Origin of the sequence: Reyranella sp., from assembly GCF_030651995.1 — a bacterium.
In the GTDB taxonomy this organism is placed as follows: domain Bacteria; phylum Pseudomonadota; class Alphaproteobacteria; order Reyranellales; family Reyranellaceae; genus Reyranella.
In genome coordinates this window covers 36,774-51,694 of record NZ_JAUSBN010000022.1, presented here as the reverse complement: position 1 = coordinate 51,694, position 14,921 = coordinate 36,774, and the positions used below count along the sequence as shown (strand labels likewise).

Sequence of the window (14,921 nt, the reverse complement as noted above, 5' to 3'; positions counted from 1 at the left end):
ATCACCGGCATCATCGCCCTCACTTTGGGGGGCTTGCCGTGCTGGCGGTGCTCGCCTTCCACTTCCCGGAGTATTTGACCACGCCGGACCTGCGCAAGAAGTACGATGTGGGGCTGCTGCGCCAGGTGCTGCTGGTGGGCATGGTGATCGCCGGCGGCATGGCGATCGCCAACCTGGTCCAGCGCCGCAATCGCTGGCTGAATGCGACGGCACTGGCCCTGATCGCACTGGCCGCCGCATTGGGCGGCCATCGCGTCCCCGTCACCGACTTTCCCGACAACACGCCCTATGTCGGCCTCGACTGGTTCATCCTCGACCTGCTGGGCTCGAGCATGATCTTCATCCTGGTCGAGAAGCTGGTGCCGCTCCATCGCGACCAGCCGGTTTTCCGGCCGGGCTGGCAGACCGACTTCACGCACTTCATCGTGAATCATCTGCTCGTCGGACTGGCGCTGCTGATCGTGAACTTCGCCGCCCATTTCGCCTTCATCGACTACATCTTCGGCACGGCGGTGAAATCCGACCGCCGCTTTCCCGGCAAGTACGGCGTGCTGGGCGACTACATGCCCAGCGGCTTCGTGCGCCAGCAGCTCTTCCCCTTCACCTGGAAGGGCTGAGCGCGCGTCGTCTTCCGTCGGCCACCAGCGACAAGACGGCCGCCAGCGTGAGGGCGGCGACGGCGACCAGTAGCGGCATCGCGAGGCTCCCCGTGGCGTCGTAGACATAGCCCGCGAAGGCCGGTCCCAGGATCTGGCCGAAGCTGAACGACGCCGTCATCAGGGCGATTCGGCTGCGCGGATCGCCGTCGCCCGACCGGGTGGCGATCAGGCCGAGCGCGGTGATGCCCACGAATGTGCCGCCGACGAACACCGCCGAAATCAGGATGCTCGCGGGATGCAGCCACAACGCGCTGGCCGCGACACCGGCCGCTTCGACCAGGCAGGCGACGGCGAACAGCCGCAAGATACCCCAGCGGCGACCCAGCTCCGTCCACAAGGCGACGGACGGTACCGCGCTCAGGCCGAACAGGACCCAGACATAGGGCTCCAGATGGGCCAGCGCCGCGGTCCCGCGCACCATGTCGACGATGAAGGTCGCGGTGATGACGTAGCCGAAGCCGAACAGGCCATAGGCCAGGAGCAGGGCCACGAAGTCCGCCGACAGACGCAGCTCCGCCGGAGCGGGCGGCGCCCGACCAGTCCTCTCGTCAGGCGGCACCAGCCGCACGACCGCCAGGCCGGCGGCCGCGGCCAGGGCGGCGCTTGCGAACCACAGCATCGTCCAGGCGGCGCCGGCCTGAAGCAGCAGCGCCACGGTCGCGGCGGAAACGGCGATCCCGACCCCGACACCTGCGAAATGAATGGCCGAGAGGGCGCCGTTGCCCGTCGCGGCCAGCCGGTCGATCACCAGGGCGGAACTGAAGATCAGTGCAAAGGCGCTCGCCACGCCGGCCACGAATCGCAGCCCGAGAAAGGCGGACATCCCCGTCGAGAGGCCCATGCCGAACAGGCAAATCGCAGTGATCGCGAGCGAAGCCAGCAGCCAGGAGCGGCGCGTGCCTGGAAGGCGGAGCGCGGCCAGGATCGCGCCGGCGAGGTAGCCCAGGAAATTCGCCGAGGCGATGAAGCCGGCCTGCGCCTTGGTGAGACCAAGGGCCTCGACCATCGGCGGCAGGATCGGCGTGTAGACGAACCGGCCGACCCCCATGGCCGCGCCCATTGCCAACAGGCCGCCGAGGCTGAGCAGGAGGGCGCGTCTGTTCATTGCGAGAGCGGCACTTTGGGCTGCGGCCGCAATTGACGCAAATGGCCCTCGCACCTAGTTTGCCCGATCCATGTCCCAAATCGATCGTACCCTTGCCGAGGCCGCGCGCGCGTGGCCGTTTGAAGAAGCCCGCAAGCTCGTTGCCCGCATCGGCGGCAAAGCGCCGGCGAAAGGCTATGTGCTGTTCGAGACCGGCTACGGCCCGTCGGGCCTGCCCCATATCGGCACGTTCGGCGAGGTGGTGCGCACGACCATGGTGCGCCAGGCCTTCCGTCGCCTGTCCGACGTTCCGGCGCGGCTGTTCTGCTTCTCCGACGACATGGACGGCCTGCGCAAGGTGCCGGACAACGTGCCGAACAAGGAGATGCTGGCCGCCCACCTCGGCAAGCCGCTGACCTCCGTGCCCGATCCCTTCAGCAACGAGCATCCGAGTTTTGGCGCGGCAAACAACGCTCGCTTGCGCGCCTTCCTCGATTCCTTCGGCTTCGAGTACGAGTTCCAGTCGGCGACCGACTGGTACAAGTCCGGCCGCTTCGACGGGATGCTGCTCGCCATGCTGCGGCACTACGACGAGGTCCAGGCGGTCATGCTGCCGACCCTCGGCGAGGAGCGCCGGGCGACCTACTCGATTTTCCTGCCGATCTCGCCCAAGACGGGCCGCGTGCTGCAGGCGCCGGTGATCAAGACCGACGCCGATGCCGGCACGATCGTCTATCGCGACGAGGACGGCTCGATGGTCGAGACGCCGGTCACCGGCGGCAACGTCAAGCTGCAGTGGAAGGCCGACTGGGCCGGCCGCTGGTTCGCGCTCGACGTCGACTACGAGATGTACGGCAAGGACCTGATCCCCTCGGCCGAACTCTCGGCGAAGATCGTGCGTATCCTGGGCGGCAAGCCGCCGGAGGGCTTCAACTACGAGCTCTTCCTCGACGAGGAAGGCAAGAAGATCTCGAAGTCCAAGGGCAACGGCCTCTCGGTCGAGGAGTGGCTGCGCTACGCCTCGCCGGAATCGCTGTCGCTCTACATGCACCAGCAGCCGCGGCGCGCGAAGCGTCTCCATTTCGACGTGATCCCGCGCGCCATCGACGACTATCTCTCGCTGATCGAAAAGCTGCCGAAGGAAGAGCCCGCCCGCGCGCTGGAGAATCCGGCCTGGCACATCCACGACGGCGCGGCGCCCGCCAACTCTGCGGCCGGCGTCACCTTCGGCATGCTGCTGAACCTGGCCGGTGTCGCCAATACCGAGGACAAGGACGTTCTCTGGCAGTATCTGCGCCGCTACGTGCCGGGCGCCACGCCGGAGAACGCGCCCTATCTCGACCGGCTGCTCGCCGGTGCGGTCGCGTATTACCAGGACTTCGTGAAGTCCTCGAAGAAGTTCCGGCTGCCCACCGAACGCGAACGGCTGGCGCTGCAGGACCTGCTCGAGACGCTGCGCAAGATGCCCGAGGACGCGACGGCGGAAGTCATCCAGGACGAGGTCTACGAGGCGGGCAAGCGCCACTTCGCCAAGGAAGAGCTGCGGCAGTGGTTCAAGACGCTCTACGAGGTGCTGCTCGGCAGCGAGCAGGGACCGCGCATGGGTGCCTTCATCAAGCTCTATGGCCGCGACAATGTCGTGAATCTGATCGAACGCGCGCTGGCCGGCGAGGATCTGGGTAAGGCAGCGTAGGGACCAGCGACATGCATGACGGCGTCGTCTTCGACTATCTCAATCCCGACGTTCCGGCCGGGCTGCGCCTGCTCGACGTTCCCCTGGTCCGCGCCAATCGCGACACGATCAAAGGCTACGGTGAAGTCGTGCGCGACCCGAAGAAGCAGAAGATCGAGATCGTGCCGTGGCCGCTCAGCGGCTCGCGCAAGCTCGATGCCGGCACCGGCATCGAGGGTGGCACGACCGAGGGCATCTTTTCCTGTGAATGGCGCGACAACGAGCTGATCGGGCGCAACGAGGCGGTGGGCGGCCATTATGTCATCGGTTTCCGCGACCTGCCGGAGACGGTTCGCCCCGGCGTGAAGCTCAGCCAGGGCCGCGTGCTCCTGTGGCACTGCAACTATCACCCCGACGGTGGGCAGCTCTTCTGGCCGCTCGACGGCAAGCCGTTCGTGGTGCCGGCCGCGTTGCCGGGCGACGACCTCCAGCCCGAGAGCTTCAAGGCCTTCTGGTCGGACGGCAGCGTCGGCATCTACATCCATCCCGGCATCTGGCACGAGGGCGTGTTCCCGGTGAACGAGACCGGCCGCTTCTTCGACAAGCAGGGCAAGGTGCACGCGCGCGTGAGCTGCGATCTCGCGCGCGAATTCGGCGTGCTGCTCAACGTGCCGCTGCCGCAGGGCTGAAGCCCGCCGCGGCCCGGAACACCCTCGACAGGGCGGCGATGGCCTCGGGCCGCTCGATCGCGGCCTCGTCCTGGGCCATCATCTCCCAGACGGCTCCCTCCACGGCGGCGAGCGCCACGGCGAGTTGCGCCGTGTCGGCGGTCACTGCGCCGGCTGCCGCGAGCTTGGCCTGAAGGGCGGGGACGAACCGTCGCGCTTCCTCGATGATCGCCTGGCGCCCCTGCACTTCGGGCAATGCGTCGCGCAGCGCGAGCGAGACGTCGAGGCCCTTGCGCTTCTCGACGACGAAGGCGGCGATGGTGGCGTCGATAACCTCGTCCGGCGATGCAGCCTCTGACAGGTCGGCGGCCATGACGGCGTCCAGATAGGTGCGCGTGCGCTGCCGGACGATCTCGACGGCGATGGCGTTGCGGTTCGGGAAGTACTGGTAGAGGGAGCCGACCGAGACGCCGGCCAGCGTCGAGATGCGGGTCGTCGTGCAGGCGGCCCATCCGTCGCGCCGCAGAATGCGAATGGTCGCCTCGACGATGGCATCCACCGTGGCGGCCGAGCGGGCCTGGAGGGGCTTCTTGCGCGGTTTCAGGGCAGCCGGCACGGCGTGGCTCCGATGCGAATGGACGGTCAGTGACCTGATTTCCATTTTCAATGGACCTCAGCCGGAGTCAAAGTATGACCGTCCTCCACCTCGTCACTGGCGGCACATCGGGGATCGGCCTCGAACTCGTGCGCATGCTGCTCGCCGACCCGGCGAACCGGGTCATCGTCGGTGCCCGGCGGCCGGCAGAAGCGGCGGCGCTGCGAGCCCTTGCCGACGGAGGGCGCCTCGACATCCTGCCGCTCGATCTCGCCTCGCTCGCCTCGACGGCGGCATTCACTGACGCCCTCAGGGCACGTCTTGCCGACGAGCGTCTCGCGTCTCTGGCCGCCAATGCCGGCGTCCAGAACGTGAAGGCACGGCGAATGACCGTCGACGGCTACGAGGAAACCCTGCAGGCCAACTGGCTGGCACACGCGCTGATGATCGAACGGCTGCTGCCCGTCCTCGCGCCCGGCGCGCCGGTCGTCTTCACGGCAAGCGGCACGCATGACCCGGCCAGCGCCACCGCCCGCCTGTTCGGATTCAGGGGCGGCCTCTATCGAGGCATCGAAAGGGTGGCGCGAGGTGACCTCGACGGCAGCGCGTCCGAGACGCAGCAGGGTCTGGACCGCTACGCCAGCTCCAAGCTCGTCGCCATCCTGCATGTCTATGCGCTTGCGCGCAGAACGCCGGCAGGCGGGCCGCGCTGGTTCGCCTTCGATCCCGGCCTGATGCCGGGCACGGGGCTGGCGCGCGATCGCTCCGCCGTGGAGCGCTGGGCCTGGTCGACGATCCTGCCGGTGGTGGCGCGGGCGATTCCCGGCGCCAGCACCCCGCAGAGGTCGGCTGCGATCTACGCGCGGTTGCTCACGGGACGCCTGTTTCCGCAGGAGAGCGGCGTACATCTCGATTTCTCCGGCCGCAGGACGGCGAGTTCGGCCGATTCCAACCGCCAGGATTGGCAGGAGGAGGTGGCGGCCTTCGCGGGCGCGATCTCTCGGGGCTGGCATCCGGTCGCGCTTTCTTGACAATCAGGGCAGGGCGCACCTTCGCGTGAGCTGCGATCCTGCATGCGACTCAAAAAATATTCCAAAGAATATTATTCGCTTGCGCCATAACATTCCAAAGAATATGAATAAATTCCCTGGAATGTTATGGAGGAATTCATGGCTATTTCGCGCAAGTCCTTTATCCGCATCCTGGGCGGCGGCCTCGTCGTGGCGACGGGCGTTGCCGTCGCCGTGCCGCGGCTCGACGCCATGCCCGCCGTGGCTGTCGAGGGCTGGCGCGGTCCTGGTCCGGAGGAGGCCGATCCGCGCCGGCGGGCGCTCGCCTGGGCCCTGCTCGCGCCCAATCCGCACAATCTCCAGTCCTGGGCGGTCGATCTTTCACGACCCGACACGATCATGCTCCATGTCGATGCCACGCGACTGCTGCCCCAGACCGATCCGTTCTCGCGCCAGATCCTGATCGGCCACGGCTGCTTCCTGGAGATTCTGGCGATGGCGGCGGCGGCCGACGGCTATCGCGCCGACATCACGCTCTTTCCCGAGGGCGCCTGGGCTCTGGACAAGCCCGTGGCGCGGATCGTGTTAACGAGACAGCCGGGCATCGCGGTCGATCCGCTGTTCGTCCAGGTGCCGCGGCGGCGCACGGTCAAGGGCAGGTTCGAAGCCCGCATGGTCGATCCTGTGCACACGGCGGCGCTGCTTGTGGGGCACAGCACACAGGCGCTGCCTCTCGCCATCGTCGATGAGCCCGGCAGGGTCGACCGCCTACGCACCCTGGCCATCGCCGGCTCGGAACTGGAGATGAATACGGTCCGGACTCACAAGGAGAGTATCGACGTCGCGCGCATCGGCGCCGCCGAGATCGCCACCCACCGAGATGGAATCTCGCTGAAGGGGCCGATGATCTGGGCGTTGCGCCAGACCGGGCAGATGACGCCTGAAAAGGCGATGACCCCCGGAACGCTAGCGTGGAACGGAGGGCGCGACTATACGCTGGCCGGCTACGGCAGCGCCCGCGCCTTCGGCTGGATCGCCAGCGGCGACAACACGCGGACCACCCAGATCGCCGTCGGTCGCAGTTATGTCCGCCTGCAGCTCGCAGCGACGTCGCTCGGCTTGGCGTTGCAGCCGCACAGCCAGACCCTGCAGGAATATCCCGAAATGGCGGATCTGCGCGCGGCGGTGCACAGGGAAACCGGCACGCCGGACGGTGCGACGCTGCAGATGTTCTTCAGACTGGGCTATGCTGGCGATCCCGGTCCGTCGCCCCGACGGCCGCTTCAGAGTTTCGTGACCGTTTGACCGAGCCGCCGCTTCCCTTCCGCATCGTCAACTGGATCGGCATCATCGACCAGTTGGCCTCGACCGAGGCCAACCAGGTGTTGAGGCCGCTCGGCCTTCAGTTGCCGCAGTTCGTTCTGCTGAATCATTTCAGCCACCGGCCCGACGAAACCAGGACCGTCACGGGCGTCGCCCGCGCGTTGCAGCAACCCCAGCCGGGCGTCACCAAGAACGTACAGAAGCTGGTGGCCAAGGGCTGGCTGCGCGAGCGTACGAACGGTGGCGACGGCCGTTCGAAGCTGCTTGTCCTGACGCCCGCCGGCCTCGCCAAGCATCGCGCGGCCGTGGCGGCGCTCACCCCCAGCCTTGCGCGTGCCTTCGACGACTGGCCGGAGCGCGATCAGCGGTTGCTTTTCGCGATGCTCGACCGGCTCAAGCTCTGGTTCGATCGGGATCGGGATCGGCTGCCTCAGTAACTGCGCCGAGATAGGCGACGATCATCCGCACGATCTCGTCCTCGAAGGCCCGGCTTGCGAGGAAGGGCTGCTCCTCCAGCACGGCGGCGCGGACGACCCCCATGAGGGATCGCGACACGACGAAGGCCTGTTCGCGGGTGAGCGGTCCGACCAGCGGGTTCGGCCCGCGTCCGACGGTCTCGCCCGCGCGTGCAATGAAGGCTGCGACGGGCGCGATCAGCTCGATGCCGGTTCCCTGCGCCAGAAGCGCCTGCACGACCGCCTTGCGGGCGCGCTGCCGGCCGCGGAAGGCATGGACGATCGCCCGCACCATGGCGCGCACGCGTCCTTCGACCGAGGGATCGTCCTCGCCCTGCAGCGCCCGTCCGACCTCGCGCAGCGCGGCTTCCATCTCTCCGCGGGCCAGCGCCATAAGCAGCGCGTTCTTGTCGGCAAAATACTGATAGAGCGTGCCGATGCTGACGCCGGCACGCTCGGCGACCGCGTTTGTGGTGAAGGCGGCCAGGCCACCTTTCTCGAGAATCTGAGCCGAGGCTTCGACGATCGACGCGACGGTCTGCGCCGCACGCGCCTGGCGCGGCATTCTTCTTGTGTTTTCAGCGGCTTGGCGGCGTGCGGCCATGACGACACCGGACGGGGGAAGGCGAGTAACCGAATATGAGCATCGCTCATATATTCGACCGCAGCAAGTCACATGGAGGCTTTCGTGCAGTCACTCGCCACTCTCTATCTCGTCATCCTGCCGCTCGTGCTGGCGGCGGCCTTGGCCGAAGGCATCTGGCAGTCGCGGACGCGGGCCGAGGCCTATGACTGGAAATCCTGGGCCTGCTCGCTGGGCGACCTCGCCGGCCGCCGACTGCTGGCCTTCATTCCCTATACGCTCGCCGCGCCATGGCTCGGCTGGATGTATGAGCACCGTCTCTTCACCCAGTCGCTCGACGATGTCGGTTCGGTCGCGCTGCTCTTCGTCGGGCTCGAATTCTTCTACTACTGGTTCCATCGCGCCAGCCACACGGTGCGCTGGTTCTGGTCCTCGCACTCGGTGCACCACTCGCCCAACCAGTTCAACTTCGCCATGGCCTATCGCCTGGGCTGGATCGGCCGCTTCACCGGCACGTCGCTCTTCTTCACGCCGCTGGTGCTGCTGGGCTTCACGCCGGAGACGGTGCTGACGGCGCTGTTCCTGAACCTGCTCTATCAGTTCTGGATCCATGCCGACTGGATTCCCAAGCTGGGCTTTCTCGAGGGTATCCTCAACACGCCGTCCGCCCATCGCGTCCATCACGCGCGCAACCCGGAGTATCTCGACGCCAATTTCGGCGGCGTGCTGATCGTCTTCGACCGCCTGTTCGGCAGCTATGTACCGGAGCGCGATGACCTGCCGTGCGACTATGGCCTGGTCTCGCCCGCGGTCTCATCGCGCAATCCGCTCGTCCTGAACGTCGGCCCGTGGGTGGGCCTCGTGAAGGACCTCGCCTCGGCGCGCTCGGCTCGGGACGTCTGGATGTACCTGTTCGGTGCGCCGGGCTGGCGTCCCGACGGGACGGGCCTCACGGCCGCCGAGGTGCGCAGGGCCCACGCGCTGCGGGCCGGGAACGCCGAAACTCGGGCAGCCATGACGTAATCTCCCTTGAGCCGCCCGATCGCCGCCGACAGATTGGGCGCAAAGGAGAACGCCATGGCCAGGGACAAGGTCTGCGTCGTGATCGGCGCAGGCGATGCGACGGGCGGCGCCATTGCCCGTCGCTTCGCACGCGAGGGATACACTGCCGTCGTCACGCGCCGCAGCGCCGACAAGCTTCAGTCGCTGGTGGCGCGCATCGTGGAGGAGGGCGGCCGGGTCCATCCCTTCGGTTCCGATGCCCGCGACGAAGCGCAGGTCGAGGCGCTGTTCCGCCAGATCGAGACCGAGATCGGCGAGGTCGAGGTCTTCGTCTTCAACATCGGCGGCAACGTGCGTTTCGACATTCGCGACACGACCTCCCGAGTCTATCGCAAGGTCTGGGAGATGACGGCCTTCGCCGGTTTCCTGACGGCGCGCGAGGCGGCCAAGGCCATGGCGCCGCGCGGCCGCGGCACGATGATCTTCACCGGCGCCACCGCCTCGATTCGCGGCGGTCGCGGCTTCTCGGCCTTTGCCGGCGGCAAGCACGCGGTGCGGGCGCTGGCCCAGTCGATGGCGCGCGAGCTCGGTCCGCAGAACATCCATGTCGCGCATGTCATCGTCGACGGCGCGATCGACACCGAATGGATCAAGTCCAATTTCCCGGACCGTTACAATGCCGGCCCCGATGCGATCCTCAATCCCGACGACATCGCCGAAACCTACTGGCAGCTCCACCGCCAGAAGCGCAGCGCCTGGACTTTCGAAATGGATCTGAGGCCCTGGAAGGAGAGCTGGTAACTAAACTCACCCCGTCGTCCTGAGCGGAGTGAGCGAAGCGAACGAAGTCGAAGGACCTCTTTTCGCTTCCACAGGTCGTGCGTCGGAAAAGAGGTCCTTCGACTGCGCCGCCCTGCGGGCGGCTCCGCTCAGGACGACGGGAAACTCTACGCCCGTACCGCCCGCAGCTTCAGCAGTGCCAGCATCATGTCGATGGTTGGCGTCGCCACGCCCGCCAGTTCACTGAGATCGGCAATCGAGTCGGCGAGCGCGTCGATCTCCAGCGGCTTGCCGGACTGAAGGTCGGTCAGCATCGACATCTTGTGGTCGCCCAAGCCGACCGTGAACTCGATACGCTTCTCCATCGGCGTCGCCATCGTCGCCCCGAATTTGGCGGCGACGGCTTCGGCCTCCGTCATCATGCGGCGCGCGATGCCGAGGGCGCCGGCGCTGCGGCCGATCCCGCCATTGTCGGCGAGCGTCAGCACCGCGATCGGGTTCCAGGTCAGGCTGTTGATCATCTTGCTCCAGATCTCGGCGCGGATGTCGGCCTTCACCGGCGCCTTGAGGCCGGCCTCGGTCATGGCCGCGCTGAGCGCGGTGACGCGCGCTGAGTTCGAGCCGTCGGGCTCGCCCAGCGGCAGGTAGCAGACCTCGTTCTCGAGATGCGCCACGCCGGGCTCCGGCACGACGCCGCCCGCCCAGTAGGCGCAACCCAGTGCCCGCTCGGGGCCGAAGGTCGACCATTGCTTGCCGCCTGGGTCCATGCGCTTCAGGCGGCTGCCCTCGTACGGGCCGGCCAGTTTGTGAAAGAACCAGTAGGGTGCGCCGGTGGTCGGTGGGATCAGCGCCGTTTGCGGACCCAGCAGCGGTGCGACCTTGTCGAGCACGGAGAGGTACTGGTGCGTCTTCAGGGTGATGAACACGACATCCTGAGGCCCCAGCTCGGTGGGATCGTCGGTCGCGTTCACCCTCACCGTGAAATCCTCATGCGGTGAAATCAGCCGCAGGCCGTTCCGGCGGATGGCGTCGAGATGGGCGCCGCGTGCAATCAGGCTCACCTCGACGCCCTTCACGCGGGCGAGGTGGGCGCCGATGATCCCGCCGATCGAGCCGGCGCCGTAGAGGCAGATCTTCATGGCGCCAGCCTAGAGCCTTCACGGTCGATGCGGAACTGGCGTCCCTCGCGGTCGTTGTGTCGAGACTCCGTGGCGGCGAGGGGATCGCAAGACGGCGTGGGGGTGCCTCAGCGGCGCGGGGTCGTCGCCGCGCCCACGCCGGCACCCACGGCGCCGCCCACCAAGGCTCCCGGCAGCAGTCCGATCGGCGTGAGGGCGCCGACCAGAGCACCGGTGCCCGCACCGATGCCGCCACCCGTCACAGCCCGTTGGCCCCAGGTGTCGCCACAGGCGGCGAGGGTGAGAGCCAGGAGGGAAATGCCGACGACTTTCATCATGTGGTCAACTCCGTTACGTGCGCGAGAACCGTTCGATCCTGCGAGGTTTCCACAAATGGCCCTTCTGCGGTGTGTCCTCCTGGTGACCTTGGCCTGCCTTGGCCTCGCAGCGCCGCTCCGAGCCCAGACGGTGGGAGGCTACGATTACGCACCCGAGTACGACTTTTCCGAATTCTGGGCCGCGACCGACGGCCGCCTCTTCCAGGTGATCGTGGCGGGGAATCCGTTTCCGCAATGGCCGTTGGAACAGGTGAAGGACCGGCTGCTGCCGGTAATGCAGGCCAACAAGCCGAGGCCGGCCCTCACCTTCACCTACCAGTCACCGCCGGAAGAGGTGCGGCCAAACTACCGTCTGGTGTTGGTCTTTGCTCCGGCCAACGATCTCACGGCGGCGCAGGTCTGTGCCGGACAGTACTTCCTGAAGCCGCCCACACCCGGCCGGGTCTATGTATTTGGCGTTTATTGCCGCAACGATCTCGCCCTCTCCCAGACGACGGCCTGGACCCAGGCGACCGGGCCGGACGATCCGCGGCTCGGGCCGATGTTCGCGCAGCTGTTCATGGTCCTGTTCGACGACCGGCACTGGCAGCGCTTCCCCTTCAATCCGTGGTTTGCCCGCTAGCCGATCCGGCCTAAGAGAGGGGCGACATCAGGGAGATCTCTTGGGTACCGACGTTGAAATCTGGATGCTCTTCGCGCCGTTCTGGCTGCTGGGCATGTTCGCGGCGCTGGGCGCGCTCTGGCACTTCGTGCAATTCCTGAGCGTGCACGCTAAGGCGCACGCGGCTGGGCACGTCCCCAAGAAGTACGAACTCGGCACGCGCCTTCAAGCGCATGAAACCACGGCGCAGGGGCACCATCATTTCACGCGGGCCAAGACCGCCTTGCTGCTGTTTGTCGGCTTCATCGCGCTGGGACTGGTGGCCGGCATCCTGTGGACGCTCTGGCGGGGCTAGTCCCCACCCTCATTCGGCCGCCAGCCCCACGACCTCATAGTCGCCCGACTCCGTGAGCGGACCGGCAATAAGGACCTTCTGGGCGCAGGCAGTCAGAGCCAGAACGAGCAGACCGAGGGAAGCCAGGACCCTGCGGAACATGATGAAATCCTCCACCTTTCCGAGGAACGCCGGCCATTTGCCTTTGGTTGCGGCGTTTTGCAGTCTGTCTGCCGGAGACAGGGAAAGCGGGGGCGGAGGCCCCAGGTGAGATGACCAGACACCGTATGCTCCGCCGCATCGCCTATGTGCGGCGCAATCGCTGCAGCGCCCTCGTGGGCGTCCTGTGCTTTTTCATTCTTCTCAACCCGATGCTTGCCGGCTCGGCGATCGGCGGCGCGATGTTGGGCGTGGCGTTGTTCGTGGTGCTCGTCCTGGCGGTCTGGGCACTGCGCCTTGAACGGCCCGTACTCTGGGGGCTGGGCGTTTTCGGCTTCATCACCGTCGATACCCTGATCGCCGACCGCATGGGCTACAGCGGGCTGCGTCCGATCGCGCTGGGGGCGACGGCGATCTTCGTGGGCGCCGTCACCATTGCGCTCCTGCGTTATGTGCTCGATCGCCGGCCCATCACCACCGACAAGGTGTTCGGGGCCGTCGCGGCCTACATCCTGATCGCGCTCTCCTTTGCGAGCCTCTTCGGCTTCCTGCAGGTCTTCGAAGCCAACGCCTTCACGGCGGTCATTGCCCATGGCCCGGACGGCAAGCTCAACTGGTCGGACCTGATGTACTTCTCCTTCACCGTGCTGACCTCCACCGGCTTCGGCGAGATCACGCCGGCGACGCCCATGGCGCGGTCGCTGATCATTATCGAACAGGTGCTGGGCGTCATGTATGTGGCCTTCCTGATCGCGCGTCTGGCCAACCTGTACGGGTCGCCGAAGCTCCTGCGATAGCGACCTCCAGTCTCGCACTGCGCATCGTCCAAAAGCCTCCGGCCACGCTATACTGTCGGCAAAACCGGATGAGGAACGCCATGGCTATCGCGGCTGAAGCGACACGCACAAGCGAGAGCGTCAACATTGTTGAACACTGGGACGTCATCGTGATCGGTGCCGGCCTTTCGGGCATGTACCAGCTCCTGAAGCTGCGCCAGATGGGCTTCAAGGCTCGCGTCTACGAGGCGGGCGGCGGCGTCGGCGGCACCTGGTACTGGAACCGCTATCCCGGCGCCCGCTTCGATTCCGAGAGCTGGACCTACGGCTTCTCCTTCTCGCCCGAGGTGCTGAAGGAGTGGGACTGGAAGGAACATTTCTCCGGCCAGCCCGAGAACCTGCGCTACTGCGAGTTCATCGCCGACAAGTTCGACCTCCGTCGCGACATCACCTTCAACACCAGGGTGAAGGCCGCGCACTGGGATGAGGCGGCCAACGAGTGGGAGGTGACCTTCGAGACCGGCGGCCGCGCTCGCGCCCGCTTTCTCGTCACCGCGATCGGACCGCTCTCGTCGCCGACCATGCCGACCATTCCCGGCATCGAGGATTTCAAGGGCGAGTCCTGGCATACCGGCCTGTGGCCGCACCATCCGGTCAGCTTCGAGGGCAAGAAGGTCGCCGTGATCGGGACCGGGGCGTCGGGTGTGCAGGCGATCACCGAGATCGCCAAGACGGTGGGCGAGCTCACCGTGTTCCAGCGCACGCCGAACTGGTGCACGCCGCTGCGCAACAGCCGCATCGAGCCTGAAACGATGGCCGACATCCGCGCGCGCTACGACCAGATCTTCGCGCAGTGCCGCGAGAACTGGGGCTGCTTCGTTCACACCGCCGATCCGCGCCATTCGATCGACGTGACGCCGGAGGAGCGCGAGGCCTTCTTCGAGAAGCTTTATGACACGCCGGGCTTCGCCTTCTGGCAGGGTAATTTCCGCGACGTGCTGATGGACCAGGCTGCCAACGACGCGCTGACGGAATTCGTGATCAAGAAGATCCGCGCCCGGGTGAAGGATCCGAAGATCGCCGACAAGCTGATTCCGACCAACCACGGCTACGGCACGCGACGCGTCCCGCTCGAGAGCGGCTACTTCGAGGTCTACAACCAGCCCAACGTGAAGCTGGTCGACATCCGCGAGACGCCGATCGAACGCATCACCGAGACCGGCCTGCGCGTCGGGGGCGTCGATTACGAATTCGACATGATCATCTACGCGACCGGCTTCGACGCCATCACCGGCGCGTTCGACCGCATCGACTTCGAGGGCCGCGGCGGTGCGAAGCTGCGCGACAAATGGGCCGACGGACCGCACACCTATCTCGGCCTCAACGTGGTGGGCTTTCCCAACATGCTGACCCTGGTCGGGCCGCACAATGCGGCGACCTTCTGCAACCTGCCGCGCTGCATCGAGCAGAATGTCGAGTTCGTGTCCGATTTGCTGGGCTACATGCGCGACAAGGGATTGACCCGCATCGAGGCGACGCCGGAGGCCGAAACGGCCTGGACGGCCCACGTCTACGATACCGGATCGCGCCTGCTGCTCACCAAGGTCGACTCGTGGATGACCGGCGTGAACAAGAACGTGCCCGGCCGCCTCAAGCGCACCTTCATGGCCTATGCCGGCGGCGCGCCGAAATACCGCCAGAAGTGCGAGGAGATCGCGGCGAACGGGTACGAGGGGTTCAATCTCTCATCGTGAGCGAAGCGAA

18 protein-coding genes are annotated in these 14,921 nt (G+C 66.5%); 12 read left to right on the top strand and 6 right to left on the bottom strand.

Annotation, left to right across the window (positions count from 1 at the left end):
• Window positions 1–38 precede the first annotated feature (38 nt).
• Complete coding sequence (locus Q7V45_RS05565; RefSeq protein ID WP_304848305.1) at window positions 39–617, top strand: hypothetical protein; 579 nt, start codon at window positions 39–41, stop codon at window positions 615–617.
• On the opposite strand, the gene Q7V45_RS05560 is transcribed toward Q7V45_RS05565, so the two are convergent.
• A complete protein-coding gene (locus tag Q7V45_RS05560) occupies window positions 601–1,764 on the bottom strand; it encodes a YbfB/YjiJ family MFS transporter (RefSeq protein WP_304848301.1) in 1,164 nt (387 codons plus the stop codon). The two genes, Q7V45_RS05565 and Q7V45_RS05560, sit on opposite strands and share 17 nt — an antisense overlap.
• Window positions 1,765–1,834: 70 nt before the next feature.
• Between Q7V45_RS05560 and Q7V45_RS05555 the strand changes: the two genes are divergently transcribed.
• Both Q7V45_RS05555 and Q7V45_RS05550 read left to right on the top strand, forming a co-directional pair.
• Window positions 1,835–3,436: a lysine--tRNA ligase gene (locus tag Q7V45_RS05555; RefSeq protein WP_304848299.1), complete on the top strand. Its 1,602-nt coding sequence runs from the start codon at window positions 1,835–1,837 to the stop codon at window positions 3,434–3,436.
• Between the two features lie 11 nt (window positions 3,437–3,447).
• The gene (locus tag Q7V45_RS05550) at window positions 3,448–4,104 is read left to right on the top strand and encodes an ureidoglycolate lyase (protein WP_304848296.1); all 657 of its coding nucleotides are present in this window, start codon (window positions 3,448–3,450) and stop codon (window positions 4,102–4,104) included.
• Here Q7V45_RS05550 and Q7V45_RS05545 read toward each other — a convergent pair.
• Window positions 4,079–4,699 (bottom strand): TetR/AcrR family transcriptional regulator, encoded by a 621-nt coding sequence (locus Q7V45_RS05545; protein WP_304848293.1) that lies wholly within the window; start codon window positions 4,697–4,699, stop codon window positions 4,079–4,081. The two genes, Q7V45_RS05550 and Q7V45_RS05545, sit on opposite strands and share 26 nt — an antisense overlap.
• Window positions 4,700–4,773: 74 nt before the next feature.
• Between Q7V45_RS05545 and Q7V45_RS05540 the strand changes: the two genes are divergently transcribed.
• The 3 genes from Q7V45_RS05540 (at window position 4,774) to Q7V45_RS05530 (ending at window position 7,448) form a co-directional block, all read left to right on the top strand.
• On the top strand, window positions 4,774–5,709 hold the full coding sequence (locus Q7V45_RS05540) for an SDR family NAD(P)-dependent oxidoreductase (protein ID WP_304848290.1): 936 nt from the start codon (window positions 4,774–4,776) through the stop codon (window positions 5,707–5,709).
• A gap of 138 nt (window positions 5,710–5,847) precedes the next feature.
• Window positions 5,848–6,993 (top strand): twin-arginine translocation pathway signal protein, encoded by a 1,146-nt coding sequence (locus Q7V45_RS05535; RefSeq protein ID WP_304848287.1) that lies wholly within the window; start codon window positions 5,848–5,850, stop codon window positions 6,991–6,993.
• The gene (locus Q7V45_RS05530) at window positions 6,990–7,448 is read left to right on the top strand and encodes a MarR family winged helix-turn-helix transcriptional regulator (RefSeq protein ID WP_304848285.1); all 459 of its coding nucleotides are present in this window, start codon (window positions 6,990–6,992) and stop codon (window positions 7,446–7,448) included. The genes Q7V45_RS05535 and Q7V45_RS05530 overlap by 4 nt, the downstream gene beginning before the upstream one ends.
• On the opposite strand, the gene Q7V45_RS05525 is transcribed toward Q7V45_RS05530, so the two are convergent.
• Complete coding sequence (locus Q7V45_RS05525; protein WP_304848282.1) at window positions 7,405–8,031, bottom strand: TetR/AcrR family transcriptional regulator; 627 nt, start codon at window positions 8,029–8,031, stop codon at window positions 7,405–7,407. The two genes, Q7V45_RS05530 and Q7V45_RS05525, sit on opposite strands and share 44 nt — an antisense overlap.
• A gap of 123 nt (window positions 8,032–8,154) precedes the next feature.
• Here Q7V45_RS05525 and Q7V45_RS05520 point away from each other — a divergent pair, with 123 nt between their 5' ends.
• Window positions 8,155–9,072: a sterol desaturase family protein gene (locus Q7V45_RS05520; RefSeq protein WP_304848278.1), complete on the top strand. Its 918-nt coding sequence runs from the start codon at window positions 8,155–8,157 to the stop codon at window positions 9,070–9,072.
• Between the two features lie 54 nt (window positions 9,073–9,126).
• On the top strand, window positions 9,127–9,852 hold the full coding sequence (locus tag Q7V45_RS05515) for an SDR family oxidoreductase (RefSeq protein ID WP_304848275.1): 726 nt from the start codon (window positions 9,127–9,129) through the stop codon (window positions 9,850–9,852).
• Window positions 9,853–9,998: 146 nt separating this feature from the next.
• On the opposite strand, the gene Q7V45_RS05510 is transcribed toward Q7V45_RS05515, so the two are convergent.
• Complete coding sequence (locus tag Q7V45_RS05510; protein WP_304848272.1) at window positions 9,999–10,970, bottom strand: ketopantoate reductase family protein; 972 nt, start codon at window positions 10,968–10,970, stop codon at window positions 9,999–10,001.
• A gap of 107 nt (window positions 10,971–11,077) precedes the next feature.
• Window positions 11,078–11,287 (bottom strand): bacteriocin, encoded by a 210-nt coding sequence (locus tag Q7V45_RS05505; protein ID WP_298305841.1) that lies wholly within the window; start codon window positions 11,285–11,287, stop codon window positions 11,078–11,080.
• A gap of 55 nt (window positions 11,288–11,342) precedes the next feature.
• On the opposite strand from Q7V45_RS05505, the gene Q7V45_RS05500 reads away from it, so the two are divergent.
• Window positions 11,343–11,909 (top strand): hypothetical protein, encoded by a 567-nt coding sequence (locus Q7V45_RS05500; RefSeq protein ID WP_304848262.1) that lies wholly within the window; start codon window positions 11,343–11,345, stop codon window positions 11,907–11,909.
• 40 nt (window positions 11,910–11,949) lie between these two features.
• Window positions 11,950–12,243 (top strand): hypothetical protein, encoded by a 294-nt coding sequence (locus Q7V45_RS05495; RefSeq protein WP_304848259.1) that lies wholly within the window; start codon window positions 11,950–11,952, stop codon window positions 12,241–12,243.
• Window positions 12,244–12,252: 9 nt separating this feature from the next.
• On the opposite strand, the gene Q7V45_RS05490 is transcribed toward Q7V45_RS05495, so the two are convergent.
• Window positions 12,253–12,384, bottom strand: coding sequence for a hypothetical protein (locus Q7V45_RS05490; protein WP_304848256.1), 132 nt, complete (start codon window positions 12,382–12,384; stop codon window positions 12,253–12,255).
• 110 nt (window positions 12,385–12,494) lie between these two features.
• Here Q7V45_RS05490 and Q7V45_RS05485 point away from each other — a divergent pair, with 110 nt between their 5' ends.
• Complete coding sequence (locus tag Q7V45_RS05485; RefSeq protein ID WP_304848253.1) at window positions 12,495–13,178, top strand: potassium channel family protein; 684 nt, start codon at window positions 12,495–12,497, stop codon at window positions 13,176–13,178.
• An 80-nt stretch (window positions 13,179–13,258) separates the two neighbouring features.
• A complete protein-coding gene (locus Q7V45_RS05480; RefSeq protein WP_304848251.1) occupies window positions 13,259–14,911 on the top strand; it encodes an NAD(P)/FAD-dependent oxidoreductase in 1,653 nt (550 codons plus the stop codon).
• The last annotated feature ends 10 nt before the right edge of the window (window positions 14,912–14,921 follow it).

Excerpts from the sequence above, each read along its gene's own strand:
- Q7V45_RS05485 (WP_304848253.1), top strand. The coding sequence starts at position 12,495 with ATGACCAGACACCGTATGCTCCGCCGCATCGCCTATGTGCGGCGCAAT.
- Q7V45_RS05535 (WP_304848287.1), top strand. The coding sequence starts at position 5,848 with ATGGCTATTTCGCGCAAGTCCTTTATCCGCATCCTGGGCGGCGGCCTC.
- Q7V45_RS05525 (WP_304848282.1), bottom strand. The coding sequence starts at position 8,031 with ATGCCGCGCCAGGCGCGTGCGGCGCAGACCGTCGCGTCGATCGTCGAA.
- Q7V45_RS05490 (WP_304848256.1), bottom strand. The coding sequence starts at position 12,384 with ATGTTCCGCAGGGTCCTGGCTTCCCTCGGTCTGCTCGTTCTGGCTCTG.
- Q7V45_RS05515 (WP_304848275.1), top strand. The coding sequence starts at position 9,127 with ATGGCCAGGGACAAGGTCTGCGTCGTGATCGGCGCAGGCGATGCGACG.
- Q7V45_RS05540 (WP_304848290.1), top strand. The coding sequence starts at position 4,774 with ATGACCGTCCTCCACCTCGTCACTGGCGGCACATCGGGGATCGGCCTC.
- Q7V45_RS05480 (WP_304848251.1), top strand. The coding sequence starts at position 13,259 with ATGGCTATCGCGGCTGAAGCGACACGCACAAGCGAGAGCGTCAACATT.
- Q7V45_RS05555 (WP_304848299.1), top strand. The coding sequence starts at position 1,835 with ATGTCCCAAATCGATCGTACCCTTGCCGAGGCCGCGCGCGCGTGGCCG.
- Q7V45_RS05505 (WP_298305841.1), bottom strand. The coding sequence starts at position 11,287 with ATGATGAAAGTCGTCGGCATTTCCCTCCTGGCTCTCACCCTCGCCGCC.
- Q7V45_RS05500 (WP_304848262.1), top strand. The coding sequence starts at position 11,343 with ATGGCCCTTCTGCGGTGTGTCCTCCTGGTGACCTTGGCCTGCCTTGGC.
- Q7V45_RS05550 (WP_304848296.1), top strand. The coding sequence starts at position 3,448 with ATGCATGACGGCGTCGTCTTCGACTATCTCAATCCCGACGTTCCGGCC.
- Q7V45_RS05560 (WP_304848301.1), bottom strand. The coding sequence starts at position 1,764 with ATGAACAGACGCGCCCTCCTGCTCAGCCTCGGCGGCCTGTTGGCAATG.
- Q7V45_RS05510 (WP_304848272.1), bottom strand. The coding sequence starts at position 10,970 with ATGAAGATCTGCCTCTACGGCGCCGGCTCGATCGGCGGGATCATCGGC.